This is a genomic window from Afipia sp. OHSU_II-C1 (genome assembly GCF_000497575.1).
In the GTDB taxonomy this organism is placed as follows: Bacteria; Pseudomonadota; Alphaproteobacteria; order Rhizobiales; family Xanthobacteraceae; genus Afipia.
Map to the genome: position 1 here is coordinate 259,343 of NZ_APJI01000010.1, position 25,060 is coordinate 284,402.

Genomic DNA, 25,060 nt, shown 5'->3' on the forward strand with positions numbered 1-25,060 from the left:
CATGAACTCGATCGACCCCCGCGGGCCGGCGGCTGCAAGTCCTGCTGATCTGCCAGAATCCGATCTGCCAAGGGATGTTCTGCTGGTCGAAGACGATCCGTTGATCGCAATGGACTGCGCTGAAACCATCACCGGATTCGGCGTGACCTCGGTGCGGACCGCGCGCAACGTGACCGGAGCCCTGAAGCTGATTGCCGAGCGTGCGCCGGATTTTGTGTTGCTCGATGTCGGCTTGATCCGGGAAAAAAGCTTCGCCGTCGCAGAACAGCTCAAGCGGCAGAAAATCCCATTTTCATTCGTCACCGGATATTCCGGCCCCGCGGGCGTGCCGCCGGCGTTCGGGCGCTATCCCGTGCTGCGCAAACCCTATCTGCGCGAAGAACTTTTGGAGATATTGCGCAAGTGGCGCGATCCGGCATAGTGCGCCGCGCTCAGGCGACCTGACTACGCGCCGGCCGCGTATCTTTCGACGCCATGTCGAGCAGGAACGTCTTGCGATCCGCGACCGCGTTGTGGAACTGCTCGAGCGCGATGCTGAACGCCGTCAGCGATCCTTCCTCGATCGCGCCGTCCTCGAAACAGTGCAGCGTCTCGCGCATGATCTCGTCGGCCTCGGCCTGCATGCCATCAAGCTCGTCGATCGACGTGGTCTTGCGCGCCGTCGTCAGCATTTCCAGCAACCGCTCGCGCAGGTTGGAGTTGGTGACGCGCTCGTCCTTGCGCCAGTAGCTCGCGAACCACGCACCGGCGGAGCCGAGCGCTGACAGCGCCATCAGGCTGCCCCAGATGTAATCGCTGTACCTGTCGAGGAAGGTTTTTTCCTCGCCGTCGACATAAGCGGCCGCGCCGGGATGCGCGGGGATTGCAGCGTCCTTGTCGGTGTCGGGCGTTTCCAGTTTCGCCGTCTGCGGGAATTCGCTCTGGATGGTCTGACGGACCGAGAACAACTGCCGTGTCAGCGTGCCGGCGGTGGCCTCCGACAGCGATTTTCGCGCCACGATATGATGGGCGAACGTGATGGTGTCGATCTTGTCGTCGGGCCGTGCGGGCTTTGCGCCGAACGATCCGGCAGGAATTTCGCCCGATTCATAGACCGGATACTTCTGCGCGATCGCGTCAGCGGTCTCCACCGACAGGAAGGTGGCTTCCTTGCCGCCCTTCGTTGTGGCCGCAACGGCATCGGCCGTGATCTTGCTGTTGAGCGGACCGACGGCGAGGAATGCGTCGAGCTTTTCGTTCTTGATCGCGTCGGCAAATCCGGTGGTGGTGAACTGGACGATCTGGACCTTGGCGGGATCGACGCCGGACTGCGTGAGAATGACCTTCAGCAGATTGACGTTGGCCTGGGTGCGGCCGATGACGCCGATGCGCTTGCCGGCAAGCTGCTCGATCTTCTTGATGGCGCCCTTCTTGCTGCTTCCGTTCAGCGCCCACAGCACCGCGTAATTCTTGCGGATGCTGGCGATCGCCTGCGCGTCCTTCGGCAGTTCGATGTCGCCGCGGATGACCGCAAGGTCGGTGGTGCCTGCATTCAGACTTGCCGCGCTCGAGGATGTCCCGTCGGTGATGATCGGACGCAGCCGGATATACTTCCGGTCCCGCGAAAAGATTTGTGCGATCGACTGAACGACCTTGACGTCGTCGCTGTAGGGCGGGCCGACCGCGATGCGCAGATGGATCGGGCGGTTCATCCAATAGGTCGCGCCGCCGACGGCAGCGACGGTCGCCAGCACGGCGGCGACCACAATCAGCATGGCCTTCATCTTGTGCGGCCGGGGCGTTGCGGAGCCCGGCGGCCGCGGCGCCTCCGTCGCCATCGATCTGGTAAACATGTCGCTGAAGCCCATGGGTTACCGCGCCTCCTGGCGTCTGCCTGCATCATACCAGATCGCCGGTATTTTCGCAGGCTCCAAGTTCAGCATGGTTAGCGGCCCGAGAGCGGCTTTTCCGTGACTGTCACCGGAAAAGGGGTGCCGGCGCGAAACTCGTTCGCGCAGATGTTCAAGGAACCGTTATATTCGAGAATGGGAGGATCGCATGGTTGAACGGCTATCGGCAGATGAACGGCGCGCGGCGCTGGCAAAGCTCACGGGCTGGTCGGAGGTGTCCGGCCGCGACGCCATCGCGCGGACCTTCACTTTCAAGGATTTCAACGAGGCGTTCGGCTTCATGACCCGCGCCGCGCTGGTCGCCGAGAAGAGCGATCACCATCCGGAATGGCGCAATGTCTACCGGACCGTCGAGGTGGTGCTCTCCACCCACGATGCGGGTGGCGTCACTGCGCGCGATATCAAGCTGGCAGAGGCGATGGACAGGATCGCGGGGCTGTGAGGATGCGCACCTCAGGATGACGCCTCCCAAGGACGTCTTGTGGCGGCGGCCGCAGTTCCTACGTAACGTATGCGGCGCGGATCACCGCGCCGGGTGAGGGAACTCGAACCATGATCTCCGACGACACGGCTCATTTTGAACGGGCTGAAAAGCTCGCGAAAGATCCCGAGCGGGTGCGCCGGAAGTTCTGGCTCAAGATCAAACGCGTCGCGGGCAGCCTGCCGTTCACCGAGGATCTGCTTGCGGCGTATTACTGCGCGTTCGACCGCGAGACGCCGCGCCAGGTGCAGGCGGCGCTGCTCGGGGCGATCGCGTATTTCGTGCTGCCGTTCGATTTCCTTCCCGACATGCTGCCGGTGCTCGGCTTCGCCGACGACGCCGCAGTGCTGGCAACCGCGATCCGCATGGTGTCGAGCCACATCACGCCGGAGCATCGCAAGGCGGCGCATGCGGCGCTGACGCGCGGGCTGGAAGATCAAGAAGCGTGATTTAATCGCGAGTCGTCATTGCCGGGCTTGACCCGGCAATCCATCCTTTGAAAATTTTCAAGAAGAATGATGGATGCGCGGGTCAAGCCCGCGCATGACACGTCCTTGCGTTGAACATCACGGATGCAGGATCACCTTGCCCATGGCCTTGCGCTCGGCGAGCACCTTGAGCGCTTCGGTGGTCTTCTCCAGCGGGAAGGTGCTGTCGACGTGGGATGAAATCTTCCCTTCGGCGGCCCACTTCATCAGCTTCTCAAGAGCCGCGCGGCCCTGCTTCGGTTCGCGCTTCATGTGCGCGCCCCAGAACACGCCGCGAATGTCGCAGCCCTTGAGCAGCGCGAGATTGAGCGGAATCTTCGGAATGTCACCGGCGGCGAAGCCGATCACCAGGAAGCGTCCCTTCCAGCCGAGCGAGCGCACGCCGATCTCGGCATAGCTGCCGCCGACCGGATCGAACACGATGTCGATGCCCTTCTCGCCGCCAACCTTCTTGAGTGCGTCCTTCAGGTCTTCCTTGGCGTAGTTGATGGTGAGGTCCGCGCCGTGCTTCTTGGCGAATTCGAGTTTTTCGTCGCTCGAGGCGCAGGCGATCACCTTCAGTCCCAGCACCTTGCCGAGTTCGCAGGCTGCAAGGCCGACGCCGCCCGCCGCGCCGAATACCACGAGGGTCTCGCCGGGCTTCGGGTCGGCACGATCTTCCAGCGCATGCAGCGCCGTGCCGTAAATCACGATGACGCCGGCGGCGCGGTCGAAGTCGAGGTTGTCGGGAATCTTCACGGCCTGCGATGCGGGGATCGCGATCTTCTGCCGCGCACCGTTGTAGCCGCACGACGCCGCGACGCGGTCGCCCGGCTTCAGATCGGTCACGCCCGCGCCGACGCTCTCGACAACGCCGGCGATTTCAGCGGCGGGCGAAAACGGAAACGGCGGCTTGATCTGGTACTTGCCCTGAATCATCAGGAGGTCGAAGAAATTCAGTGCCGCTGCCTTGATGGCGATGACTGCTTCGCCGGGTCCCGCGACCGGATCTGGAATATCGCTCAGCACGAGATCGTCGGGGCCGCAGTATTCCGAGCAGAGAATGGCTTTCATCGAGACACCTGAAGAGTTCATGGAAACAGGTGGACTGTTTGCCGGATTTGGCGCGGCCCTACAATCGCAATTGCGGGCTGGCGATGATGCTTGCGGGATGTAACTATGTTTGAAACACTGAGCTTTCGGAAAGACACCTGCGCGGTCTGCCGCCATCCCGGCCATGGCTCACATGCTCCCGGACGGATGCGGCAAAGCGCAGCGGTGGTGGGTTAACTTTCCAACAAGCGGTTTGGGGTCTATTGCACGTCCGCGCGCAAGTGCGAGCCATCTTGCAGTCACAATATTGAAGGAACCAGTTTTGGTGATGTCCTTGCAGCGAGCGATGGTAATTCTGGTGGCAGCACTGCCGGTTGTCGGCTTTGCAAATGCTGCGTCGGCCCAAACTGCGCAATCCAAAGCCGCCAAGCCCGCGCCGAAAGCAGCCGCGCCTGCGAAAGCTGCACCCAAGAGCGCCGCACCTGCAAAGCCCGCGGCGCCTGCCGCTGCCGGAAATGCCGAGCCGTCACTGATCGGTCAGTTCGGCACCTGGGGCGCCTACACCGCGACACCGAACGGCAAGAAGGTCTGCTTCGCACTCGCCAAGCCGTCGTCGTCGAAAACCAATCCGCCGAACCGCCCGCGCGATCCATCCTATGCATTCATCTCGACGCGGCCTGCGGAGAAGGTGTCGAACGAAGTGTCGATCATGATCGGCTATGCGCTCAAGCCGGGCTCCGAAGGCTCGGTCGAGGTCGGCGGCTCGCGCTTTGCGATGTACTCGCAGGGTGACGGGCTCTGGATCAAGAATGCGGCCGAGGAAGACCGGCTGGTGGACGCCCTGCGCAAGGGCGCGGACGCCGTCGTGAAGGGCACCTCCGCCAAGGGCACCGAGACCACGGACACGTTCCCGCTGAAAGGGCTCGCCCAGGCGCTGGACAAGCTGGCGCAGGAGTGCCGGCGGTAGCCCCGGCATACCGCAAAGACGGTCGCATTTAGCCGATATTGCCTCTATATAGCGGGTCACGGGACCACGGGTTCCGGTGCGAGCGGTTCTGTGCCGCGGCCATTTCCCCGAGACACGTATCGATATGACCATGACCGAAGCGCCAAACATTCTGGAATCAGGCGTCCTCGAAAAAACCGCGCTGGAAACCTACGTGCCGCCTTTGAGGCCTTCGCTGGTGGGGCTGTCGCGCGAGGAACTGGCGCAGCGTCTCGGCGAGATCGGGGTGGCGGAAAAGCAGCGCAAGATGCGCGTGCAGCAGCTCTGGCACTGGATGTATGTGCGCGGGGCACGGAGCTTCGCCGACATGACCAACGTGTCGAAGGACATGCGGGCCGAGCTCGAACAGCATTTCACTGTCGACCGGCCTGAAGTCGTCGCCGAACAGATTTCCAACGACGGCACCCGCAAGTGGCTGCTGCGTTTGCCGAGCGGACACGCCTCCGAGCGTCCGCACGAAGTCGAATGCGTCTACATTCCCGAAACCGACCGCGGCACGCTGTGCGTGTCATCGCAGGTCGGCTGCACGCTGAACTGCTCGTTCTGTCACACCGGCACCCAGCGGCTGGTGCGCAATCTCACCGCCGGGGAGATCGTTGGACAGGTCATGGTGGCGCGCGATCGCCTCAATGACTGGATCGACCGTGAGACGCCGAACGGCAACCGCCTCGTCACCAATGTAGTCATGATGGGCATGGGTGAGCCGCTGTACAATTTCGACGCCGTGCGCGATGCGCTGCTGATCGTGTCCGATAACGAAGGCATCGGTATTTCCCGCCGCCGCATCACGCTCTCGACGTCCGGCGTGGTGCCGAACATCGCGCGCACCGGCGACGAGATCGGCGTGATGCTGGCGATCTCGCTGCATGCAGTGCGCGACGAACTGCGCAACGAACTGGTGCCGCTCAACAAGAAGTATCCGATCAAGGAACTGCTGGACGCCTGCCGCGCCTATCCCGGCTCATCGAACTCACGCCGCATCACCTTCGAATATGTGATGCTGAAGGGCGTCAACGATTCGCTGGATGACGCCAAGCTGCTGGTGAAGCTGCTCAAGGGCATTCCGGCCAAGATCAATCTCATTCCGTTCAATCCGTGGCCCGGCACGAAGTATGAATGCTCGGACTGGGACCAGATCGAAAAATTCTCCGAGTACGTTTTCAACGCGGGCTATTCGTCGCCGGTGCGCACTCCGCGCGGCCGCGACATTCTTGCCGCCTGCGGACAGCTCAAGTCGGAAACCGAGAAATTGTCCGCGCGCGAACGCCAGGCGCTCCGCGCCATGGCAATGACGGATTGAGAATCAGGCTGCAACGGCCCCGATGTTCTCCCTCTCCCCGAGGGGGAGAGGGTTGGGGTGAGGGGCTCTAAATGTCAGACGTAAGATCCGAACCCCCTCACCCGGCGCTACGCGCCGACCTCTCCCCCAAGGGGAGAGGTGACAAACAAACCTTGCATCGCTCTCGGCGAGAAGGACGCGATTCATGGCCGTGATCGGACGTTTCTTCGCTGTCTTCTTCGGGTTTCTCGCCGCGTGCCTTGTCGCCAGCATCGTGGTGCTGTGGGCAATCTTCTTTCCGGAAATGAGCGATGTCTCACTCGACATCGATCAGGGCGCCATCAACATGGTGCTCGGATTCGGCTTTGTGCTGGTCAGCGGTTTCGCATTGCTGCCTGCGCTGATTCTCGCGCTGGTCACCGAAGCCTTTGCGATCCGTCACATCCTCGCCTATGCGGTGATCGGCGGCCTCGCGGGACTGTTCTGCTATCTCGGCTTCATCCCGTTCGACACCGTGAACATGACCTTCAACGGCATTGTGCGCCGCCATCTCGAAGTGATGGTCGGTGCGGGGATTCTCGGCGGCGTGGTCTACTGGATGATCGCGGGCCGCAATGCCGGCGCGTGGCGCGCGTTGCCGCCGCCTCCGCCATCGTTGCCGCCGCTGCCGCGGTAAGCTGGATTCGTTCGTCATTGCGAGGAGCGCAGCGACGAAGCAATCCAATTCTTACTGATACCGATACTGGATTGCTTCGCTTCGTTCGCAATGACGGGAATTATTTCGTCGCCCAGCGCAGCGCCTGCTCGAGGCGGTCATTGCCCCAGAACAGTTCGCCGTCCTGCGTGGTGAAGGTCGGCGCGCCGAAGAACTCGCGCCGCTGGGCTTCCGCCGTCAGTTCGCGCAGCTCCGTCTTGATCTCGTCGGCCTGCGCGCTGGCGAATGTCGCATCCACCGGCACCTTCAGTTTTGTCAGGATCTCGGCGATCACATGTGGCTCCGAGATCACCCGGTTCTCGGCATATTCGGCGTGGAACGCCGCGCGGCTGAAGTCTTCGCCCCAGGTGTCCTTCAGCCCCACCAGTGCGACACGGCTCGCCAGCACCGCCGATTGCGGAAACACATCCGGCCATTGAAAGCCGACGCCGATCTCGTCCGCGCTGCGCTTCACGTCGCGGATCATGTGCTTGCCGCGCAACGGAAACAGATTGAACGGCGAATCCGCCATGCCTTGTGTGGCGAAAATCGGCCCGAGCAGAAACGGCCGCCACCGCACCTGAACACCTGCGGCATCGGCCAGCGGCGCAATGCGCGTCGCGGACAGGAACGAATACACCGAGGCGAAATCGAACCAGAAGTCCAGAACGGGCTTGGGCATGGTCTTGAAGCGCTCCCGGGTTCATTTTGTTTTTGGGTGGCGTTCTGGAGTTTAGCACGGATCGGGGAGGACGCCGGAATGCGGCGTGTGGCCACTTTTATTCCCCTGCCGGCTCGGCTAAACCCCCGCCATGAACCGGACCGGACTCTACATCGCGCTCGCGATCTCGGTGTTTTTCGGATTGCTGTTCGGCCTCTATCCCGAACTCGATCTGAAAGTTGCCGCATTCTTCTACGACGCGACGACCAAAAGCTTTCCGCTGAAATCCAGCACGTGGGCTGCGATCGCCCGCGACGGCGCGATGTGGATTGCGTGGGGTCTGGTGATGCCCGCGCTGGTGTCGCTGGTCGTCAAGCTGATCCGTCCGGTGAAGCCGCTGATGATCTCCGGCCGCGCCATGGTGTTTCTGATCGTCACCATTCTGCTCACGGCGATCGTGCTGTCGAACATCGTGTTCAAAAGCTACTGGGGCCGTCCGCGTCCAGTAGTGGTGACGGAGTTCAACGGGCCGCTTGAATTCAAGGCGTGGTGGGACCCGCGCGGCGCATGCCCGAAGAACTGTTCGTTCTTCTCCGGCGAGGGCGCGACTGCATTCTGGACCTATGCGCCCGCGGCGCTGACGCCGCCGCAGTGGCGTCCGCTGGCCTATGTCGCGGCGACTGCGTTCGGCGTGCTCACCGGCGGCCTTCGCATGTCCTTCGGCGGACATTTTCTGACCGACGTGCTGTTCTCCGGCACGGTCTCGTTCATCGTGATCTGGCTGGCCTATGCCGTGATCTACCGCTGGCCGTCGACGCGGCTGACCGACTACGGCATCGACGCCTGGCTGACGCGCTTCGCATGGCCGGGCTATCGCTGGCGGCAGAAGCGGCTTGGCCGCGACGTCGGCGAGACCCCGCGCATCAGGCCGGGCGCGGAGACCGCTGCGGACGGCGGAGCGCCTGTTCTGCGGCCCTAGCGGAGCGTCCGAGGCCGGTCAGCGCGTGAATGCTCCCTGCGTGTCATTGCCGGGCTTGACCCGGCAATCCATCTTTTTGAATAAGTTCACGTTTTGATGGATCACCGGGTCAAGCCCGGTGATGACGATTGTGTTTGTTGAGGCTCTGTGCCTCATCTTCCCATCGTCCGCCAATCTTTCTATAGAAGCCGGTCTGGTGAGGTTTGTCAGCCGTGCATCCAAACCGCCCAAATGAAATCTCCCGAAGGGAAGTCCCATGACTACGATTCTGAAGAGCCTTCCCAAGGGGGAAAATGTCGGCATCGCTTTCTCCGGCGGGCTCGATACCAGCGCCGCGCTGCTCTGGATGAAGCAGAAGGGCGCGCGCGTCTTCGCCTACACCGCCAACCTTGGCCAGCCGGACGAGGCCGACTACGACGAGATTCCGCGCAAGGCGATGGAGTTCGGCGCCGAGAAAGCGCGCCTCGTCGATTGCCGCACGCAACTGGTTCACGAAGGCATCGCCGCGATTCAATCGGGCGCCTTCCATGTCTCGACCGGCGGCATCGCGTATTTCAACACCACCCCGCTCGGCCGTGCCGTCACCGGCACGATGCTCGTCTCCGCGATGAAGGAGGACGGCGTCAACATCTGGGGCGACGGCTCGACCTACAAGGGCAACGATATCGAGCGGTTCTATCGCTACGGACTGCTGACCAATCCGGACCTCAAGATCTACAAGCCATGGCTCGATCAGCAGTTCATCGACGAACTGGGTGGCCGTGCGGAAATGTCGGCCTTCATGAAGTCCGCCGGCTTCGCCTACAAGATGAGCGCCGAGAAGGCGTACTCGACCGACAGCAATCTGCTCGGCGCGACGCACGAGGCCAAGGATCTCGAACACCTCGACACCGGCATCAAGATCGTCAACCCGATCATGGGCGTGCCGTTCTGGCGTGACGACTGCGCCGTCAAGGCTGAAAAGGTTTCGGTACGTTTCGTGGAAGGCCAGCCGGTTGCGCTGAACGGTCAGACCTTCGCCGATCCTGTCGCGCTGTTCTATGAGGCCAATGCCATCGGCGGCCGCCATGGCCTCGGCATGAGCGACCAGATCGAGAACCGCATCATCGAGGCGAAGAGCCGCGGCATCTACGAGGCGCCCGGCATGGCGCTGCTGCACATCGCCTATGAGCGTCTCGTTACCGGCATCCACAACGAAGACACCATCGAGCAATACCGGATCAGCGGCATGCGGCTTGGCCGGTTGCTGTATCAGGGGCGCTGGTTCGACTCACAGGCCCTGATGCTGCGCGAAACCGCGCAGCGCTGGGTCGCACGCGCGATCACCGGCGAGGTGACGCTCGAACTGCGCCGCGGCAACGACTACTCGATCCTGAACACCGAAAGTCCGAACCTCACCTATGCGCCGGAACGGCTCAGCATGGAGAAGGTCGAGGATGCGGCGTTCACGCCGGGCGACCGCATCGGCCAGCTGACCATGCGCAATCTCGATATTTCCGACACGCGCCGCAAGCTGGATCTCTACACCAAGACGGGCTTGCTGTCGGCCGGAGAGGGCTCTCACATCCCGAAGCTCGACAGCGACAAGAGCTGAAACGGAATTTGGGCTCTGGCCCCGCGCATCTGAAAGTTCATGAGGGCGGACCGCAAGGTCCGCCCTTTCATTTTGCCGCACCCTGTAGTCAAACCGTCATCCTGCGCTCATAATTTCCGCGCTCGCGCCCTGGCGCATATGTGGAAACCTTTATGAGATATTTGATCCTCGCCGCAGCAGTTGCGATTGCCTTCACCCACGGCGCGATTGCGCAGACGATTTACCCGATCGACCGCGCGGACATCCTTGCGGGTGCAAAATTCGACTTCAAGGTCGAGTTTCCCGATCGTGTCGATGCTGCTGCCGTCAGGGTCACTGTCAACGGCGAGGATCATGCCGCCGCCTTCGGCAAGCCTGCGGCCTACATGGAGCGCGAAGACGGCAAGGATCAGTCCGCACTGATCCTGCGCGATGTCACGCTGGCGAAACCGGGCCGCTACACGGTGGAGGCCAGCGACGGCACACGCAGCCGCACGGTCTTATGGACCGTCTACGACACGCCCCCGCGCAAGGCGAAAAACGTGATCCTCTTTATCGGCGACGGTTTGTCGCCCGCGCATCGCGTGGCGGCGCGGCTGCTGTCGAAGGGCATCGCGGAAGGCAAAAGCCTCGGCAAGCTGGCGATGGACGACATGCCGCATATGGCGATGGTGGCGACGGCGGGCTCGGATTCGATTATCACCGACTCGGCCAATGCGGCGAGCGCATTCGCGACCGGTCACAAGACCGCGGTGAACGCCATGGGCGTCTATGCCGACCGGACGGCGAATCCGTTCGACGATCCGCGTGTGGAAACCATCACCAGCCTCGCGCGGCGCAAGCTCGATCTGGCCATCGGCATTGTCACCAACACCGAGGTCGAGGACGCGACGCCAGCGGCAATGATCGCGCATACCCGCCGCCGCCTGACCTATAACGACATCGTCGATCAGTACTTCGCCGCGAAACCGGATGTGCTGATGGGCGGCGGCATGGCGAACTTCCTGCCGAAGGGCGCGCCGGGCTCGAAGCGCGCGGATGAGACCGACTATGTCGCGAAATTCAAGGAGGCCGGTTATGCCTATGCGGCGACCGCCGCCGAACTCGCCGCCGCGGCGAACAAGGCTGATACGCGCAAGCTGCTCGGCCTGTTTGCGCTGGGCAACATGGACGGCGTGCTGGACCGCAAATTCCTCAAGGGCGGCGGCGTTGCGAAATCGCCGGACCAGCCTGACCTGACGCAGCAGGTGCAGGTCGCCCTCGATGTGCTGGCGAAGAACGAGAACGGGTTTTTCCTGATGGTCGAGTCGGGTCTGATCGATAAATATGCCCATGCGCTCGATTTCGACCGCGCGGTGTACGACACCATCATGCTCGACAACGCGGTCCGGCTTGCACGCGACTGGTCGCAGCGCAACGGCGACGAGACGTTGATCCTGGTGGTGGCCGATCACAACCACCCCAACGGTCTTGTCGGCACCGTCAATGACGACATGAGCACGATTCCGAACGCGCCGCTGCGCGAGCGGATCGGTGTCTACGACAAGGCGGGCTTCCCGAACTATCCCGCGCCGGACGCGGAGGGTTATCCCGCGCGGATCGATGTCAGCCGGCGTCTGGCGATCTTCTCGGCGAGCTTGCCCGATCACTACGAGACGATGCGGCCCAAGCTCGATCATCCGAACGAGCCGACGCAGAAGGCCGACGAGCCCAACACCTACAAGGCCAACGACAAGCACAAGGATCTGCCTGGCGCGGTGCTGCGGCTCGGCAACCTGCCGGCGATGATGGGCGCCAGCGTTCACTCCGGCGAGGACGTCATTCTCACAGCGACAGGCCCCGGCAGCGATCGGGTGCGCGGCTCGATGGACAACACCGAGGTCTTTCGCGTGATTGCCGATGCGCTGGGGCTTGCGGAACCGAAGCAATAAACATGCACGACAAACAAATACGGCCGGGACATTGTCCCGGCCGTTTTCTTTTTCGACTCGCCTTGCCTTAGCGCCGCGGCGGCGCGGTGCCTGCCGGCGGGGCCGGCAGCGAGGCCTGGCCGCCGTTGAGCAGCGGCGTGATGTTGCGGATGGTGACGCGGCGGTTGCGCCGCTCCGGTCCGTCCGTCGGCACCTTCAGGTACTGTTCGCCGTAACCCTGCGACGTCAGGTTTTCCGCAGGCACGTTGAACTGCTGGGTCAGCAGCGTGGCCGCCGATTCGGCGCGGCGATCCGACAGCGACAGGTTGTCGACGTCGCTGCCGACCGCATCGGTGTGGCCCTCGATCAGGAACACCGTCTGCGGATTGCGTTGGATGGCGCGGTTGATGCCGTCGGCAATCACCTGCAGCTTCGCGGCCTGATCCGGCGGGATTTCCCACGATCCGGTCTCGAAGTTGATGCTGTCGACGTCGATGCTCGGCATGCGCTGGCGCACCGAGGGGCTGTAGCGGATTTCATCGAGCGAGTAGGGCCGCTCGATGCGCTCCACCGGAGGCGCCATCAGCGTGTCATAGATCACATCCGGCGGCGCATCCTCCGCTTCGACGATGTAGCGGTTCTCCGGAATGCGCAGGACCGGCGGCGGCAGTGACACGAAGTAGCCGCCGATGGCGCCGGCAACCACACCGGCGGCGAGACCGGCGCCGAAACCGGGTCCGCGCCGGTTGTCGATGATGATCACCTCGCGTCCGCGTTCGTCGCGGCGGATGCGCCTGAGCAACCGGCCGTCGCGGTCGTTGACCGTGATGATCTGCGTGCCGTCGGGCCGCACCACGACAGTCCGCGTGTCGTTGCCGTCACGCGTCACGCGCACGTCGCGCGCGCCGTAACGGAAACGATCGACGTCGTTGTGACGGACGAAGGACTGTCCGTTCGGATCCTGAACGATGACGCGTCCAGGTTCGCGAATAATCGTGCGGCCGCCTTCCGTGGTCTGCTGACGCTGGCTGCGGAAGTCATCGATACGTCCGACCGGACGCATGCCGGGCTGCTGGACCGGAATCGGCGTGGCCTGAATCGCCGGTGGAGGAGGCAGCGGCGCGGCGACGGGAGCCGTGGCCGGTGCGGCGGGCGTGCCGGCGGGAAGACCCGGAGGCGGACCCTGACGCTGGCCGCGGCGATCGCCGAAGCCCGGCTGTCCCGGCGCTGGCGGCTGGCCGGGTGCAGGTGCTGCGCCTGGCGTCGCAGGCGGTGTCGCGCCCGGTGTGGCAGGAGGCGTTGCTCCCGGTGTTGCGGGTGGCGTTGCAGGAGCCGTTGCAGCAGGAGGTGTTCCCGGTGCCGGTGGTGTGCCGGGCGCTGGCGGGCGCGCACCTTCAGGACGCGTCGGCGTGACATCACGCATGCCCGGCGCAACCGGAGGCGCACCCGGCGGACGCTGAGGTGCAGGCGCAGTTGAAGGCGCCCCGGCTGGAGGCGTTGTGGTCGATGGTGCCGGTGCAGCGCCTGGAGCTGGTGGAGGCGGCGTTGCCGGGCGTGCAGCCGGAGGAGCGGTTGGTGCAGGCGGTGGGGTTGGCGCAGCCTTCGGCGCTGCCGCAGGTGGCGGCGGAGGAGGTGCCGCTTTCGGTGCGGCGGGAGGCGGCGTCGGCGCAGCCTTGGGTGCAGCCGGAGGTGGCGGCGGCGGTGGTGCTGCCTTCGGAGGTGCGGGTGGCGGAGGCGGAGCTGCCTTCGGCGGAGCTGGCGGCGGCGGAGGCGCAGCGCGCGGCGGTGCCGGCGGCGGCGGAGGAGCGGCTCGCGGCGGAGCGGGTGGCGGAGGCGGTGCGGCCTTCGGCGGGGCCGGCGGCGGTGCCGGTGCAGCCTTCGGAGGCGCGGGTGGAGCTGCCTTCGGCGGGGCCTTCGGTGCATTCGGGTCTGCAGGCGCGGGTGCGGCCTGTGCGATGACGATCGACGATGTCTCGGCATGCGCCGGTGCTTGCGAAAGCTGGATCGCAGCGATCGCTGTCGTCGTCAGCAGGATGAGTCGAATGTTCTTCATGAGTCCTCTGGGGTGTGAAGAAAGTAAAGCAGCGGTGAAGCTGTCGCCCGTCGCAACGAAGTGAGTAACGATCAGTGATTAGTGATTAGGCGGTAATGTGGCGAAGCCAGAACGCTTGGAACTATTTCACATCACACGGCGAATCGGCTCGCCGAGAATGAATGGACGTTAAGATACGCTTCGAATCTGCCACTGCAAAATACGTATCTGCCAAGCACAGTTGCGGTGCACCACAAGCTGTGCCGCAGATCAACGCTGCGGCGTTTTCACCGGCGCCTCGTCCCGCGCGTTCGGAGGAAGCTCGCGCGGCGCGTCCGGCTCGACCGGATCGTGCATCGGCGGCGGCACTCCGGGGCGCGGGTTGCCGGTCGGATTTTCCACCGGAGGCGCGGTGGGCGTCCCCGGCGTCGCGGGCGGAACCTCCTGCGGCTCGCCGGGGATCTGAGAAAATCGCTTTGTCACATTGCGACCTTGCGGTTTTCGCCGATGTCGGGACGGCCGCCTGTCGCGGCAGCGACAGCCATCTTGATCGAACTGATCACCTTGCCGGGCGTGTCCCAGTACTGAGCTTCGGTCGGCACGACCTTCAGCACGCAGACGTTCGGATCGTCGGGGGACTCCCACCAGGCCTTTGCCCACGCGGTCCACAGCTCCTTGATCTTGGCGCGATCGCTGGAGACCGAAGCTTCACCTGAAATGGATACGTACTTGTGGTCGCTGGCATCGGCGAAGGCGAGGCACACGGTCGGAAATTTCCTGATGTCCTCGTCCTTGTGATGACGTTTGTCCGCCAGAAAATAAAACGCGTTCTCCTCGCGCGCGATATGCGCGCTCATCGGCCGCGCATGCGGATTTTGGCCGTCCCATGTCGCCAGCATGGCAACCGAAATTTTCTCCGCAAGATCCCATACGCGGGCCGTGTCGTCTGTCGCTGCCATTCCCAAAACTCCCTGAATCACAAGCCTGTTCAACAAACGCAACGAACGGAGCAAAGCTATGTTCCGTTGCGGACAATGCGAAGACAGCGGGTTCCCGCGTATTGACAGCGGGACGTGAACCCACGGAGATAGCGGAACAGATATCCGGGGGATTCCGATGCCGCTCGCCTACTGGTGCGTCCTGATCGCCGCGCTGCTGCCCTATGTGCTGGGCAAATACGCCAAGCGGGGCGTCGAGAGCGACAATCGGTATCCGCGCGAGGACTATGACAACCTTCCGCCGAGAAACCGCCGCGCCTATGCGGCGCATCAGAACGCGCTGGAGACGTTTCCGTTCTTTGCGGTCTCGGTGATCATTGCGCTCACCATGGGTGCGCCGGTCTATCTGGTGAACGTGCTCGCGGTGCTGTACATCGTGCTGCGCATTGCCCACGCGCTGCTGTACATCTTCAATCAGCCCACCGCGCGCTCGATGGTGTTCGCCGTGGGAATGGCGGTCAATGTCGCGATCTTCGTGCTGCCCGTTTTCAGATAAGGATGATTCAATAAGGGGTTGATCGACCCGTCGTCATTGCTTCGTCGCAAAAGCTCCTCGCAATGGCGATGAGAGACTCCCCTATCTCCGCACCAGCAGGGTGTTGCTGCGGGTCTTGCCGGCAATGCCGTAGCCGAGGCCGGTCATGTCCTTGATGCAATCGTGCAGCCATTCCTTGCGCTCGAGATGCTCGATGGCGACGGCCTTCGGCCACAGCGATTCCGGGGCCTCGCGGAAAAACGGCGTCAGCACGCGGTCCTCATAGCCTTCGACGTCGATCTTGAGAGCGTCGATCTGCGTCACATTGGCGTCGCGCAGGATTGTCAGCAGGCGATGCGCCGGCACCTTGATGCCGCCGGTGGTGGAGATGTGGCTGGCGCCGAGATTGTCGCCGTCGGTCTCGATCATCAGTTCGCCGTCGATGTCGCCGGCAGCCGCCTTGACCAATGTGAGATTGGTCAGCTTCGAGGCGCTCGCGTTGAAGGCGAGCCGCGCATTGCTCACCGGATGCGGCTCGATGGCGATCACGCGTCCGCGCTCGCCGACATGCTTCGCCAGCGCCACCGCGTAGGTGCCGACATTGGCGCCGACATCGACAAAGGTGCCGCCGCGCGGCGCATGTTCGCGGAGGAAGTCCAGCTCCGGAAGGTTGTAGTCCGGATTGAACAGCGCGCCGCGCTCGGTGCCGCTCGCCAGATGATGCAGCCGGAACGATGCGCCCTGATAGCTGGCGTCGATCGGCCCGGAGCCGAACAGATGCACAATCCGCGACAGCCATGGCCGGAACGCGCCGCGCTTGAGGCCGGAGCCGTGCGCGGCCGCGATCACCGCGCGTTGCAGGGCGTTGGGGGCATAGGTGCCGAAAGGCTTCTGATCGTCGCTCATGCGCCAGTCATCGCGCACCTGCCCCGCCGTTTCAAGACCGATCCGGCGAGATCGCTGTCCCGAGCTATTTCAGGCTTTTCAGGAAGGACAGCAGATCGTTGATCTGATCGGGCTCAAGCGTGAACACCGGCATGGTGGGATGGCCGGTATCGATGCCTTCGGCAAAGGCTTCCGAGAGCGTATCGAGGGGATACTTCTTGGGCAGCGTCCTGAACGGCGGAGCGATCGCGAGGGGGCTCGGCGTATGGCGATCGATCGAATGACAGCGCGCACAGTTGGTCTGCGCGAAGGCGCGTCCGCGCAGTTCGGCGGGCGAGGCGGCCATGGCCGAACTCGTCATCGCAAAGGCGAACAGCGCAAAACTCAGAATCAGGGCGACGGGCATGCATCCATGCTGGAGCTTCTGCGCGAAAGTGCGTTGACCTGCATCAACCCGCCGGGCGCTTGCGATCCTGCAGATACCGCTCGAACCGGCTCGCGGCCTGTCCATCGGACCTGATGCCGGGATCGATGGTGTACAGTTCCTGCGCGCGTCCGATGCCGCGCAGTGCATAGCGCCCGGTCGAAACGAAATGTCCATTGCCCGGCGCATCGAGGCCGTCGAAAAACGCCGAGGACACAAGAAGCTCCCGTTCGACCGAGCGGCACATCGATGCGATGCGGCTGACCTCGTTCACCGCCGGTCCGACCACGGTGAAGTCGAGCCGCTCCTCGCTGCCGATGTTGCCGTAGAAAACCTCACCGACATGCAGGCCCACATAGGCCGAGGTGACCGGCCTGTTCTCGGATGCGCGCCGCTCGTTGAGAACCTGGATGTTCTTTCTGAACTGGTTTTCCGCGCGCAATGCCGCGCGGCGCGCCGCGCCCATGTCGTCCTCATTGAAGATCGCCAGCACGCCATCGCCGATCAGCTTGAGAACGTCGCCGCCTTCATCGTGAATGGCGTCAATGGCCGCGCCGGCATAGTCGTTGAGAAAGGGAATGAACTCGGCAGGGTCCATCCCTTCGCCGAGGCGGGTCGACCCGCGCAGGTCCGAAAACCACAGCACCGCATTGATGCGGTCGGCGACGCCGCGTGAAATACGCCCGCTCAGCACGCGCTCGGCGGCATCGCGGCCGAGATAGACGTGACCGATGGTGCGGGCAATCCGGGCATGCGCGGCCGATTTTATCGCAAGGCCCAGCACCGGGACGAGTTCACGCATTGCGTCCATCGCGGATTCATCGAAGCCGTCGTGGCGGCGCATGCACCAGATGGAATAGACGCAGTCCATCTCGCCGATGATGCCGGTCTCGCCGAAGCGGTGAATGAACGTCGCGAAGTGCCTGTGACCGTCACCAATAAGTTTCGACGTCATCTTGAAATGGTCATCGGTATGGCCGATGCGCATTTCTGTCTGCCCGTTCTGAAGCATCGCGTAGAACGGCGAACGCTGCCAGTTTTCGGCGGCCTCACCTTCGCTGGTCGAGCCATACTCGAAGGTGTCGCTCTCGTTCGATTCGATGTCGCTCCAGCGGAAACCCTGGCCCTCGAAAACCGGATGCAGCGTGTCGATGAATACGAGGCCGCGCGACAGCTCCAGCCCTGCGGCCCTGCTGCGTTCGCAGAACCCGCGTACGAGGTCCGTTTCAGCAACGCCGGCGAGGCCGGCGCCGGCCAGCCAGTTCATGATGTCGAGGCGGGACGATAAATCCATACGGATTCATCGCGCGGGATTGGCGATGTTTCAAGGCAGTATCCGGGAAAGTGCGGCGAAAACGCTACTTCGCCGCGCCCTTCGTTCCCTTGATGAGATTGTTGCGCAGCTTGACCACGCTCTTCTGGATCAGCGCGAACTCCTCGGGCGTGAGCTGCGTTTCCCGTACCAGATTGAGCGGCAGGGCCTTCTCGCGCACCCGGCGGCCGGCCTCGGTGAGGCTGATCAAAACCTTGCGCTCGTCCTTGGGATCGCGCTGCCTTCGGACATAGCCCATCGTTTCGAGATTCTTCAGGATCGGCGTCAGCGTGTTGGATTCGAGAAACAGCTTCTCGCCAAGGCTGCTGACGGTCTGGTTGTCCTCTTCCGACAGAGCCACGATGGTGATGTACTGTGTGTAGGTCAGGCCAAGTTCATCGAGGATCGGCTTGTAGGCCCGCCCGTAGGCGAGGTTGGCCGAATAGATCGCAAAGCAGAGGAAATTCTCGAGCTTCGGGCCGGCTGCTTTCGGAGATGTTTGTTTTAGCTTCGTCATGGCCGCCTCCGTCACACGGGATCGTGATGTCTCGCATCCATATATATCGTATCCGATTAAATCGGAAGGGTTGACTTCGCAGGAGGCGGGGCTATTTAGATCGCATTCGATTGCATCGGATGCGATTTAAGTAGGAAAGGACATGCCATGATCACCCAGATCGAAAAGGTACTCTACACCGCTAAGACCCACACCACCGGCGGCCGCGAGGGCGCGTCGCGCTCGTCAGACGGTCAGCTCGACGTCAAGCTTTCGCCTCCGGGCTCGAACCGCGCCGGCACCAACCCTGAGCAGCTTTTTGCCGCCGGCTGGTCGGCCTGCTTCGAGGGCGCGATGGGGCACGCGGCACGGGCCATGAAGGTCAAGCTTCCTGCCGATCTCGCTGTCGATGCCGAGGTCGATCTCGGCACTGCGGGGGATCAATACTTCCTTCAGGCCCGTCTCAACGTCAGCTTGCCGGGCCTCGATCGTGAGGTCGCCCGCGCCGTGGTCGACGCTGCGCATCAGACGTGTCCGTACTCCAAGCTCACGCGCGGCAATATCAACGTCGAACTGAATCTGGTGTGAGCCGGATTGTCACATCGCGGACGTGGCCTGCACGCACTGTCGGCAGGCCGCGCCGCGAAGCGGCGAAAAGCCATCATTCGCTGCTGTCTAATGTCGACCCAAGGAGATTTTTATGTCCGGCCTCATCAACGCCAACCGCCGCAACTTCCTTCAGGCGGCGGGCAGCGGCGTCGCCGCGCTCGCCGCGTCACAGCTTGGTCTGATTCAATCCGCTGTCGCCCAGACCGCAACAGCTTCCCCGGCGCCGCTGGGCCCGATCAGGCAGATCAATGCCGGCACACTCAATGTTGGCTATTATGAAACCGGTCCCGCCACCGGGCCTGTCGTCATCCTGCTGCACGGCTGGCCCTACGACATCCACAGCTTCGCCGAGGTCGCGCCGCTGCTGGCGGCAAAGGGTTATCGCGTGATCGTTCCGCATCTGCGCGGCTACGGCACCACCACGTTTCTGTCCGCCGACACGCCGCGCAACGGCCAGCAGGCCGTGCTTGCGGCCGACATCATCAATCTGATGGATGCGCTGAAGATCCAGAAGGCGCTGATCGCCGGTTACGACTGGGGTGCACGCACCGCCAACATCGTTGCGGCGCTGTGGCCGGAGCGCGTCAAGGCGATGGTGTCGGTGAGCGGTTATCTGATCGGCAGCCGCGAGGTGAACAAGAAGCCGCTGCCGCCGAAGGCCGAACTGCTGTGGTGGTATCAGTTCTACTTCACCACGGAACGCGGCCGTCTCGGTTATCAGCAGAACACCCACGACTTCGCGAAGCTGATCTGGCAGCTCGCATCGCCGAAGTGGAACTTCAGCGACGAGACGTTCGCGCGCAGTGCGAAGTCGCTCGACAATCCGGATCATGTCGCGATTTCGATTCACAATTATCGCTGGCGGCTCGGCCTTGCGGAAGGCGAAGCGAAGTACGACGATCTGGAAAAGCGGCTGGAGCAGGGGCCGCTGATCACCGTGCCGACCATCACCATCGAGGGCGATGCCAATGGCGCGCCGCATCCCGAGCCGGCGTCTTACGCGAAGAAGTTCACCGGCAAGTATCAGCACCGGCTGCTGACCGGCGGCGTCGGGCACAACCCGCCGCAGGAAGTGCCGCAGGCGTTCGCGCAGGCCGTTATCGATGTCGACGCGTTCTGATCCACGTCGCGCATGAAAGAAAAAGGCCCGCCAAATTCCGGCGGGCCTTTTTAACAGGGAAGCGGCGGGGATCAGACCTGCCGTTCGACCATCTTCGCCTTGAGATCGGCGATGGCTTCCGACGGGTTGAGACCCTTCGGGCACGCCTTGGCGCAGTTCATGATGGTGTGGCAGCGATACAGCCGGAACGGATCTTCGAGGTTGTCGAGACGCTCGCCGGTGGCCTCGTCGCGCGAATCCTTCACCCAGCGGTCGGCGGCGAGAAGCGCGGCCGGGCCGAGGAAGCGATCGCTGTTCCACCAGTAGCTCGGGCACGAGGTCGAGCAGCAGGCGCACAGGATGCACTCGTAAAGGCCGTCGAGCTTGGCGCGGTCTTCCGGCGACTGCCGCCATTCCTTCTGCGGGGTTGCGGTGGTGGTGTGCAGCCACGGCTCGATCGAGGCGTACTGCGCGTAGAAATTGGTCAGGTCCGGCACAAGATCCTTCACCACCGGCTGATGCGGCAGCGGATTGACCTTGATCGGACCGGCTTCGACCTCGTCCATCGCGCGGGTGCAGGCCAGCGTGTTCTGGCCGTCGATGTTCATGGCGCAGGAGCCGCAGACGCCTTCGCGGCAGGAGCGGCGGAAGGTCAGCGTCGGGTCGACGTTGTTCTTGATCCAGATCAGCGCGTCCAGAATCATCGGACCGCAGTCGTGGGTGTTCACGTAATACGTATCGATGCCGGGGTTTTTGCCGTCGTCCGGATTCCAGCGATAGACCTTGAACTCGCGCAGCTCGGTTGCGCCGGCCGGCTTCGGCCATTCCTTGCCGCCGCTGATTGTCGAATTCTTCGGCAGTGTGAACTGAACCATGGTCTCGAACCTTCGCTTGTTCGCTTAATTCTGTGCGGCGATCAGTAAACGCGCGCTTTCGGCGGGATGTACTGAACGTCGTTGGTCATCGTGTAATCGTGCACCGGGCGGTAATCGAGGGTCGTGGCGCCCTTGTCGCTGCTCCACGACAGGGTGTGCTTCATCCACTGCTTGTCGTCGCGGTCCGGGAAATCCTCGCGGGCGTGAGCGCCGCGGCTCTCGGTGCGGTTGGCAGCCGAATCCATCGTCACCAGGGCCTGAGAAATCAGGTTGTCGTATTCGAGGGTCTCGATCAGGTCCGAATTCCACACCAGCGAACGGTCGGTGACGGCGATGTCGTCGGTGCCGCCGTAAACCTTGTGGATCAGCTCCTGGCCTTCCTTCAGCACGTCGCCGGTGCGGAACACCGCGCAGTTGTTCTGCATCACGCGCTGCATGTTGTCGCGCAGTTTCGCGGTCGGCGTGCCGCCGGAGGCGTTGCGGAAATGGTCGAGGCGGCTGAGCGCGAGATCGGCGGAATTCGCCGGCAGTTCAGGCTGCCGTGCGTTCGGCTGCAGCTTCTCGGCGCAGCGCAGAGCAGCAGCGCGGCCGAACACCACGAGGTCGATCAGCGAGTTGGAGCCGAGGCGGTTGGCGCCATGCACCGACACGCAGGCAGCTTCGCCCACAGCCATCAGGCCGGGCACGATCGCGTTGTCGTCGCCGCCCTTCTTGGTGACGACTTCGGCGTGGAAGTTGGTCGGGATGCCGCCCATGTTGTAGTGAACGGTCGGCAGCACCGGGATCGGCTCGCGGGTCACGTCGACGCCGGCGAAGATCTTCGCGGATTCCGAGATGCCAGGCAGGCGCTCATGCAGGATCGCCGGATCGAGATGGTCCAGGTGCAGGAACAGATGGTCCTTGCCCTTGCCGACGCCGCGGCCTTCGCGGATTTCGATGGTCATCGCGCGCGAGACGACGTCGCGCGAGGCGAGATCCTTCGCGGACGGCGCATAGCGCTCCATGAAGCGCTCGCCTTCCGAGTTCGACAGGTAGCCGCCTTCGCCGCGCGCGCCTTCGGTAATGAGGCAGCCCGCCGGGAAGATGCCGGTCGGATGGAACTGCACGAATTCCATGTCCTGCAAGGGCAGGCCGGCGCGCAGCACCATGCCGCCGCCGTCGCCGGTGCAGGTGTGCGCCGAGGTGCAGGACAGGTAGGCGCGGCCATAGCCGCCGGTGGCGAGAATGGTGGTCTGGCCGCGGAAGCGGTGCAGCGTGCCGTCGTCCATCTTCAGCGCGATGACGCCGCGGCAGACGCCCTGATCGTCCATGATCAGGTCGATGGCGAAGTATTCGATGAAGAATTCGGCCTGATGGCGAACCGCCTGACCGTACATGGTGTGCAGCATCGCGTGACCGGTGCGGTCGGATGCGGCGCAGGTGCGCTGGGCCTGGCCCTTGCCGTAGTCGAGGGTCATGCCGCCGAACGGGCGCTGATAGATCTTGCCGTCTTCGGTGCGCGAGAACGGCACGCCCCAGTGTTCGAGTTCGTAGACGGCGTCGGGCGCGTTGCGCACCATGTATTCGATCGAGTCCTGATCGCCGAGCCAGTCCGACCCCTTCACGGTGTCGTACATGTGCCAGCGCCAGTCGTCCTTGTGCATGTTGCCGAGCGAGGCGGAGATGCCGCCCTGCGCTGCGACCGTGTGCGAGCGCGTCGGGAAAACCTTGGTGATGCAGGCGGTGCGCAGGCCCGCTTCCGAGCAGCCGACCACCGCGCGCAGACCCGCGCCGCCGGCGCCGACAACGATCACGTCATAGGTGTGATCTTCGATCGGATAGGCTTGACCGTTCGCGCCGGGCGCGCTCTTGCCGTTCGCGGCCATGCGTCAGACTCCAGAAGACAGTTTGAAAATAGCGTAGATCGAGGCGAGGCCGACGGCGATGCAGAAGAAGGTGTTGGCGATGATCGCGACCAGCTTGATCTTCTCGTCGGTGATATAGTCTTCCAGCACCACCTGCATGCCGATCTTCATGTGCCAGACGCTGGCGATGATGAAGAGGATCATGATGATCGCGATCAGCGGCGAGCCGAGAATCTGCGCGGCGCCGGCCTGATTGCGGCCCAGCAGCGACAGGATGACGACAATCACCGGCACGATCAGCAGCACCAGCGCAACCGCGCTGACGCGCTGACGGAAGAAATCCGACGTTCCGCCCTTGGCGGAGCCGAGACCGCGGACGCGCTTGAGCGCGGTGCGGATCGATGTATTCGAATGACCCTGCGCGCTCATCGGCCGCCTCCCACGACGTAGGCGATGATCCAGACCAGCACCGTCGCCGCAATGCCCGCGATCAACGCCGCCCAGGTGAGGGATTCGCGTTCGGTCGGCGAGAAGCCGTAGCCGAGATCCCAGACAAGATGACGAATGCCGCTGAACAGGTGGTGCATCAGCGCCCAAGTGTATCCGAACACGATGACGCGCCCGATCCAGCTCGAGGTGAAGCCCTGGATATTGGCGTAGGCGCCGGGACCAGACGCCGTGGCGATCAGCCACCACGCCATCAGCAGTGTTCCGACATAAAGACCGATGCCGGTGATGCGATGAACGATGGACATCGCCATCGTCAGCGTCCAGCGGTAGGTCAGAAAAGGTGAAAGCGGACGGTCGATCCTGGGTGCCATGCGCGACTTTAATGGTTTGCGGCAGAGGGAAGTTGCCGTCTTTTTATGCGGGACCGGGTTCTTAGAGGGCTTCTATTTACGGAGAAGGCGGAACGAGCGCAACGCAGAATCGATCAAACTATGAATCGTAAAGCATTGCTTGATCTGCGCTTTAGCCCTTCTGGTATACCTGTTTTTCGTATACCACAGATGAAGGTGATCACTTCTGAAGCGTGATTCACCTCCTGTCATGAAACCGATAGAAGCGCCCCAGCATCCCCTTCACGCGAGACCGCCGCATGATCGCCGGCCTGACGACGTCCCAACTGCTTGAACTTGTTCTGTTGCTGGTGGTGACCGGAGCGTTTGCCGGGTTCCTCGCCGGAATCTTCGGCATCGGCGGCGGCGCGGTGCTGGTGCCGGTACTCTACGAATGCTTCCGGATCGCGGGCGTGCCGCTGGATGCACGGATGCCGCTCTGCATCGGCACATCACTCGCCATCATCATCCCGACCTCGATCCGCTCATGGCAGGCCCACCACAAGCGGGGCAGTGTCGACATGGACATCCTCGTGAGGTGGGCGGTGCCGGTGCTGCTCGGCGTCATGCTGGGCAGCGTGATCGCGCGTTATGCGCCGGAGAAGCTGTTCAAGGTTGTGTTCGTCGGCGTCGCCTGGTCCGCGGCGGCGCGGCTGCTGCTCGGAAAAGAAAACTGGCGGCTGGGTGACGAAATGCCGAAAGGCATCTTCATGCGGGCCTACGGATTCTTCATCGGCCTGCTCTCGACGCTGATGGGAATCGGCGGCGGGCTGTTCTCGAATCTCTTGATGACGTTCTATGGTCGTCCGATTCATCAGGCGATCGGCACCTCGGCGGGCCTTGCGGTGCTGATCTCGATTCCCGGCGCGATCGGCTACATCTATGCGGGATGGCCCGCAGCGGCGCGCTTTCCGGACGTGGCCGCGCTGCAGCTGCCGTTTGCGATCGGCTACATCTCGCTGATCGGTGCGTTGCTGGTGATGCCGACCAGCTTGCTGGTCGCGCCGCTCGGTGTGCGCGTCGCGCATTTCATGACCAAGCGGAAACTCGAAATCGCGTTCGGGATCTATCTCTTGGTGGTCAGCTCGCGCTTCGTGGTCAGCCTTGCGACCGGCTACTAGAAAACGGTCGCGACTTCTCAGCCGTCATTGCGAGGAGCATGGCGACGAAGCAATCCATC

Annotated in this window: 29 protein-coding genes; 15 read left to right on the forward strand and 14 right to left on the reverse strand. The window is 63.2% G+C overall.

Going from position 1 to position 25,060, the window contains the following annotated elements:
• Position 1: 1 nt before the first annotated feature.
• On the forward strand, positions 2-421 hold the full coding sequence (locus tag I554_RS0110820; protein WP_024575563.1) for a response regulator: 420 nt from the start codon (positions 2-4) through the stop codon (positions 419-421).
• A gap of 10 nt (positions 422-431) precedes the next feature.
• Here the strand turns inward: I554_RS0110820 and I554_RS0110825 are convergent, their stop codons facing one another.
• Positions 432-1,847, reverse strand: a complete 1,416-nt coding sequence (locus I554_RS0110825; protein ID WP_024575564.1) for a TAXI family TRAP transporter solute-binding subunit — start codon at positions 1,845-1,847, stop codon at positions 432-434.
• A gap of 190 nt (positions 1,848-2,037) precedes the next feature.
• On the opposite strand from I554_RS0110825, the gene I554_RS0110830 reads away from it, so the two are divergent.
• Both I554_RS0110830 and I554_RS0110835 read left to right on the forward strand, forming a co-directional pair.
• Positions 2,038-2,331: a 4a-hydroxytetrahydrobiopterin dehydratase gene (locus I554_RS0110830; RefSeq protein ID WP_024575565.1), complete on the forward strand. Its 294-nt coding sequence runs from the start codon at positions 2,038-2,040 to the stop codon at positions 2,329-2,331.
• 110 nt (positions 2,332-2,441) lie between these two features.
• Positions 2,442-2,819: a YkvA family protein gene (locus tag I554_RS0110835; protein WP_024575566.1), complete on the forward strand. Its 378-nt coding sequence runs from the start codon at positions 2,442-2,444 to the stop codon at positions 2,817-2,819.
• Positions 2,820-2,936: 117 nt separating this feature from the next.
• On the opposite strand, the gene I554_RS0110840 is transcribed toward I554_RS0110835, so the two are convergent.
• Entirely contained in the window at positions 2,937-3,911 is a 975-nt protein-coding gene (locus I554_RS0110840) for an NADPH:quinone oxidoreductase family protein (protein ID WP_024575567.1), read from the reverse strand.
• Between the two features lie 307 nt (positions 3,912-4,218).
• On the opposite strand from I554_RS0110840, the gene I554_RS0110845 reads away from it, so the two are divergent.
• The 3 genes from I554_RS0110845 (at position 4,219) to I554_RS0110855 (ending at position 6,851) form a co-directional block, all read left to right on the forward strand.
• The gene (locus I554_RS0110845) at positions 4,219-4,857 is read left to right on the forward strand and encodes an invasion associated locus B family protein (RefSeq protein WP_029659418.1); all 639 of its coding nucleotides are present in this window, start codon (positions 4,219-4,221) and stop codon (positions 4,855-4,857) included.
• Positions 4,858-4,981: 124 nt separating this feature from the next.
• The gene (gene rlmN / locus I554_RS0110850; RefSeq protein ID WP_024575569.1) at positions 4,982-6,196 is read left to right on the forward strand and encodes a 23S rRNA (adenine(2503)-C(2))-methyltransferase RlmN; all 1,215 of its coding nucleotides are present in this window, start codon (positions 4,982-4,984) and stop codon (positions 6,194-6,196) included.
• 184 nt (positions 6,197-6,380) lie between these two features.
• Entirely contained in the window at positions 6,381-6,851 is a 471-nt protein-coding gene (locus I554_RS0110855; RefSeq protein ID WP_024575570.1) for a hypothetical protein, read from the forward strand.
• 100 nt (positions 6,852-6,951) lie between these two features.
• On the opposite strand, the gene I554_RS0110860 is transcribed toward I554_RS0110855, so the two are convergent.
• A complete protein-coding gene (locus I554_RS0110860) occupies positions 6,952-7,551 on the reverse strand; it encodes a 2-hydroxychromene-2-carboxylate isomerase (RefSeq protein WP_024575571.1) in 600 nt (199 codons plus the stop codon).
• A gap of 130 nt (positions 7,552-7,681) precedes the next feature.
• Here I554_RS0110860 and I554_RS0110865 point away from each other — a divergent pair, with 130 nt between their 5' ends.
• The 3 genes from I554_RS0110865 to I554_RS0110880 all read left to right on the forward strand — a co-directional run bounded on the left by I554_RS0110865 (position 7,682) and on the right by I554_RS0110880 (position 12,013).
• Entirely contained in the window at positions 7,682-8,509 is an 828-nt protein-coding gene (locus I554_RS0110865) for a phosphatase PAP2 family protein (RefSeq protein ID WP_024575572.1), read from the forward strand.
• A gap of 256 nt (positions 8,510-8,765) precedes the next feature.
• The gene (argG, locus tag I554_RS0110875) at positions 8,766-10,103 is read left to right on the forward strand and encodes an argininosuccinate synthase (protein ID WP_024575574.1); all 1,338 of its coding nucleotides are present in this window, start codon (positions 8,766-8,768) and stop codon (positions 10,101-10,103) included.
• A gap of 152 nt (positions 10,104-10,255) precedes the next feature.
• A complete protein-coding gene (locus I554_RS0110880; RefSeq protein WP_024575575.1) occupies positions 10,256-12,013 on the forward strand; it encodes an alkaline phosphatase in 1,758 nt (585 codons plus the stop codon).
• Positions 12,014-12,080: 67 nt separating this feature from the next.
• Here the strand turns inward: I554_RS0110880 and I554_RS26330 are convergent, their stop codons facing one another.
• A complete protein-coding gene (locus I554_RS26330) occupies positions 12,081-13,415 on the reverse strand; it encodes an OmpA family protein (RefSeq protein WP_343205827.1) in 1,335 nt (444 codons plus the stop codon).
• 38 nt (positions 13,416-13,453) lie between these two features.
• On the opposite strand from I554_RS26330, the gene I554_RS27775 reads away from it, so the two are divergent.
• The gene (locus tag I554_RS27775) at positions 13,454-13,951 is read left to right on the forward strand and encodes a hypothetical protein (RefSeq protein WP_051358646.1); all 498 of its coding nucleotides are present in this window, start codon (positions 13,454-13,456) and stop codon (positions 13,949-13,951) included.
• Positions 13,948-14,109: a hypothetical protein gene (locus I554_RS27580; protein WP_244432741.1), complete on the forward strand. Its 162-nt coding sequence runs from the start codon at positions 13,948-13,950 to the stop codon at positions 14,107-14,109. The genes I554_RS27775 and I554_RS27580 overlap by 4 nt, the downstream gene beginning before the upstream one ends.
• A gap of 185 nt (positions 14,110-14,294) precedes the next feature.
• On the opposite strand, the gene I554_RS0110895 is transcribed toward I554_RS27580, so the two are convergent.
• Positions 14,295-14,507 carry a hypothetical protein gene (locus I554_RS0110895; protein WP_024575579.1) on the reverse strand — a complete coding sequence of 71 codons (213 nt, stop codon included), beginning with the start codon at positions 14,505-14,507 and terminating at the stop codon, positions 14,295-14,297.
• Positions 14,504-14,983, reverse strand: a complete 480-nt coding sequence (locus I554_RS0110900) for a pyridoxamine 5'-phosphate oxidase family protein (protein ID WP_024575580.1) — start codon at positions 14,981-14,983, stop codon at positions 14,504-14,506. The genes I554_RS0110895 and I554_RS0110900 overlap by 4 nt, the downstream gene beginning before the upstream one ends.
• Before the next feature lie 157 nt (positions 14,984-15,140).
• Here I554_RS0110900 and I554_RS0110905 point away from each other — a divergent pair, with 157 nt between their 5' ends.
• Positions 15,141-15,518 carry an MAPEG family protein gene (locus tag I554_RS0110905; protein ID WP_024575581.1) on the forward strand — a complete coding sequence of 126 codons (378 nt, stop codon included), beginning with the start codon at positions 15,141-15,143 and terminating at the stop codon, positions 15,516-15,518.
• 81 nt (positions 15,519-15,599) lie between these two features.
• Here the strand turns inward: I554_RS0110905 and I554_RS0110910 are convergent, their stop codons facing one another.
• The 4 genes from I554_RS0110910 to I554_RS0110925 all read right to left on the reverse strand — a co-directional run bounded on the left by I554_RS0110910 (position 15,600) and on the right by I554_RS0110925 (position 18,635).
• A complete protein-coding gene (locus I554_RS0110910) occupies positions 15,600-16,403 on the reverse strand; it encodes an FkbM family methyltransferase (RefSeq protein WP_024575582.1) in 804 nt (267 codons plus the stop codon).
• Positions 16,404-16,467: 64 nt separating this feature from the next.
• Positions 16,468-16,788, reverse strand: coding sequence for a cytochrome c (locus tag I554_RS0110915; RefSeq protein ID WP_024575583.1), 321 nt, complete (start codon positions 16,786-16,788; stop codon positions 16,468-16,470).
• Positions 16,789-16,831: 43 nt separating this feature from the next.
• Positions 16,832-18,100, reverse strand: coding sequence for an adenylate/guanylate cyclase domain-containing protein (locus tag I554_RS0110920; protein WP_024575584.1), 1,269 nt, complete (start codon positions 18,098-18,100; stop codon positions 16,832-16,834).
• A 64-nt stretch (positions 18,101-18,164) separates the two neighbouring features.
• Positions 18,165-18,635, reverse strand: a complete 471-nt coding sequence (locus I554_RS0110925; protein ID WP_024575585.1) for a MarR family transcriptional regulator — start codon at positions 18,633-18,635, stop codon at positions 18,165-18,167.
• A 150-nt stretch (positions 18,636-18,785) separates the two neighbouring features.
• Between I554_RS0110925 and I554_RS0110930 the strand changes: the two genes are divergently transcribed.
• Positions 18,786-19,202, forward strand: coding sequence for an organic hydroperoxide resistance protein (locus tag I554_RS0110930; RefSeq protein ID WP_024575586.1), 417 nt, complete (start codon positions 18,786-18,788; stop codon positions 19,200-19,202).
• Between the two features lie 112 nt (positions 19,203-19,314).
• On the forward strand, positions 19,315-20,343 hold the full coding sequence (locus I554_RS0110935; RefSeq protein ID WP_024575587.1) for an alpha/beta hydrolase: 1,029 nt from the start codon (positions 19,315-19,317) through the stop codon (positions 20,341-20,343).
• Positions 20,344-20,414: 71 nt separating this feature from the next.
• On the opposite strand, the gene I554_RS0110940 is transcribed toward I554_RS0110935, so the two are convergent.
• Genes I554_RS0110940 through sdhC form a run of 4 tightly spaced genes read right to left on the reverse strand, consistent with a single transcriptional unit; the run spans position 20,415 to position 23,862 of the window.
• Positions 20,415-21,197, reverse strand: a complete 783-nt coding sequence (locus I554_RS0110940) for a succinate dehydrogenase iron-sulfur subunit (RefSeq protein WP_006023450.1) — start codon at positions 21,195-21,197, stop codon at positions 20,415-20,417.
• Between the two features lie 41 nt (positions 21,198-21,238).
• A complete protein-coding gene (gene sdhA, locus I554_RS0110945) occupies positions 21,239-23,062 on the reverse strand; it encodes a succinate dehydrogenase flavoprotein subunit (protein ID WP_024575588.1) in 1,824 nt (607 codons plus the stop codon).
• Positions 23,063-23,065: 3 nt separating this feature from the next.
• On the reverse strand, positions 23,066-23,470 hold the full coding sequence (sdhD, locus tag I554_RS0110950) for a succinate dehydrogenase, hydrophobic membrane anchor protein (protein ID WP_024575589.1): 405 nt from the start codon (positions 23,468-23,470) through the stop codon (positions 23,066-23,068).
• Positions 23,467-23,862 (reverse strand): succinate dehydrogenase, cytochrome b556 subunit, encoded by a 396-nt coding sequence (gene sdhC / locus I554_RS0110955; RefSeq protein ID WP_024575590.1) that lies wholly within the window; start codon positions 23,860-23,862, stop codon positions 23,467-23,469. Before sdhC ends, sdhD begins: the two co-directional genes overlap by 4 nt.
• 278 nt (positions 23,863-24,140) lie before the next feature.
• On the opposite strand from sdhC, the gene I554_RS0110960 reads away from it, so the two are divergent.
• Positions 24,141-25,001, forward strand: coding sequence for a sulfite exporter TauE/SafE family protein (locus tag I554_RS0110960; protein ID WP_024575591.1), 861 nt, complete (start codon positions 24,141-24,143; stop codon positions 24,999-25,001).
• The last annotated feature ends 59 nt before the right edge of the window (positions 25,002-25,060 follow it).

Bases quoted from the DNA above. Each gene is read 5' to 3' on its own strand.
- I554_RS26330 (WP_343205827.1), bottom strand. From the start codon at position 13,415: ATGCGTGATGTCACGCCGACGCGTCCTGAAGGTGCGCGCCCGCCAGCG.
- I554_RS0110845 (WP_029659418.1), top strand. From the start codon at position 4,219: ATGTCCTTGCAGCGAGCGATGGTAATTCTGGTGGCAGCACTGCCGGTT.
- I554_RS0110935 (WP_024575587.1), top strand. From the start codon at position 19,315: ATGTCCGGCCTCATCAACGCCAACCGCCGCAACTTCCTTCAGGCGGCG.
- I554_RS0110925 (WP_024575585.1), bottom strand. From the start codon at position 18,635: ATGACGAAGCTAAAACAAACATCTCCGAAAGCAGCCGGCCCGAAGCTC.
- I554_RS0110910 (WP_024575582.1), bottom strand. From the start codon at position 16,403: ATGAGCGACGATCAGAAGCCTTTCGGCACCTATGCCCCCAACGCCCTG.
- I554_RS0110820 (WP_024575563.1), top strand. From the start codon at position 2: ATGAACTCGATCGACCCCCGCGGGCCGGCGGCTGCAAGTCCTGCTGAT.
- sdhA (WP_024575588.1), bottom strand. From the start codon at position 23,062: ATGGCCGCGAACGGCAAGAGCGCGCCCGGCGCGAACGGTCAAGCCTAT.
- I554_RS0110855 (WP_024575570.1), top strand. From the start codon at position 6,381: ATGGCCGTGATCGGACGTTTCTTCGCTGTCTTCTTCGGGTTTCTCGCC.
- I554_RS0110900 (WP_024575580.1), bottom strand. From the start codon at position 14,983: ATGGCAGCGACAGACGACACGGCCCGCGTATGGGATCTTGCGGAGAAA.
- rlmN (WP_024575569.1), top strand. From the start codon at position 4,982: ATGACCATGACCGAAGCGCCAAACATTCTGGAATCAGGCGTCCTCGAA.
- I554_RS0110825 (WP_024575564.1), bottom strand. From the start codon at position 1,847: ATGGGCTTCAGCGACATGTTTACCAGATCGATGGCGACGGAGGCGCCG.
- I554_RS0110840 (WP_024575567.1), bottom strand. From the start codon at position 3,911: ATGAAAGCCATTCTCTGCTCGGAATACTGCGGCCCCGACGATCTCGTG.
- I554_RS0110920 (WP_024575584.1), bottom strand. From the start codon at position 18,100: ATGGATTTATCGTCCCGCCTCGACATCATGAACTGGCTGGCCGGCGCC.
- I554_RS0110940 (WP_006023450.1), bottom strand. From the start codon at position 21,197: ATGGTTCAGTTCACACTGCCGAAGAATTCGACAATCAGCGGCGGCAAG.
- I554_RS0110905 (WP_024575581.1), top strand. From the start codon at position 15,141: ATGCCGCTCGCCTACTGGTGCGTCCTGATCGCCGCGCTGCTGCCCTAT.
- I554_RS0110880 (WP_024575575.1), top strand. From the start codon at position 10,256: ATGAGATATTTGATCCTCGCCGCAGCAGTTGCGATTGCCTTCACCCAC.
- I554_RS0110860 (WP_024575571.1), bottom strand. From the start codon at position 7,551: ATGCCCAAGCCCGTTCTGGACTTCTGGTTCGATTTCGCCTCGGTGTAT.
- I554_RS27580 (WP_244432741.1), top strand. From the start codon at position 13,948: ATGACGATCGACGATGTCTCGGCATGCGCCGGTGCTTGCGAAAGCTGG.
- I554_RS0110835 (WP_024575566.1), top strand. From the start codon at position 2,442: ATGATCTCCGACGACACGGCTCATTTTGAACGGGCTGAAAAGCTCGCG.
- sdhD (WP_024575589.1), bottom strand. From the start codon at position 23,470: ATGAGCGCGCAGGGTCATTCGAATACATCGATCCGCACCGCGCTCAAG.
- I554_RS0110960 (WP_024575591.1), top strand. From the start codon at position 24,141: ATGATCGCCGGCCTGACGACGTCCCAACTGCTTGAACTTGTTCTGTTG.
- I554_RS0110865 (WP_024575572.1), top strand. From the start codon at position 7,682: ATGAACCGGACCGGACTCTACATCGCGCTCGCGATCTCGGTGTTTTTC.
- I554_RS0110915 (WP_024575583.1), bottom strand. From the start codon at position 16,788: ATGCCCGTCGCCCTGATTCTGAGTTTTGCGCTGTTCGCCTTTGCGATG.
- argG (WP_024575574.1), top strand. From the start codon at position 8,766: ATGACTACGATTCTGAAGAGCCTTCCCAAGGGGGAAAATGTCGGCATC.
- sdhC (WP_024575590.1), bottom strand. From the start codon at position 23,862: ATGGCACCCAGGATCGACCGTCCGCTTTCACCTTTTCTGACCTACCGC.
- I554_RS0110830 (WP_024575565.1), top strand. From the start codon at position 2,038: ATGGTTGAACGGCTATCGGCAGATGAACGGCGCGCGGCGCTGGCAAAG.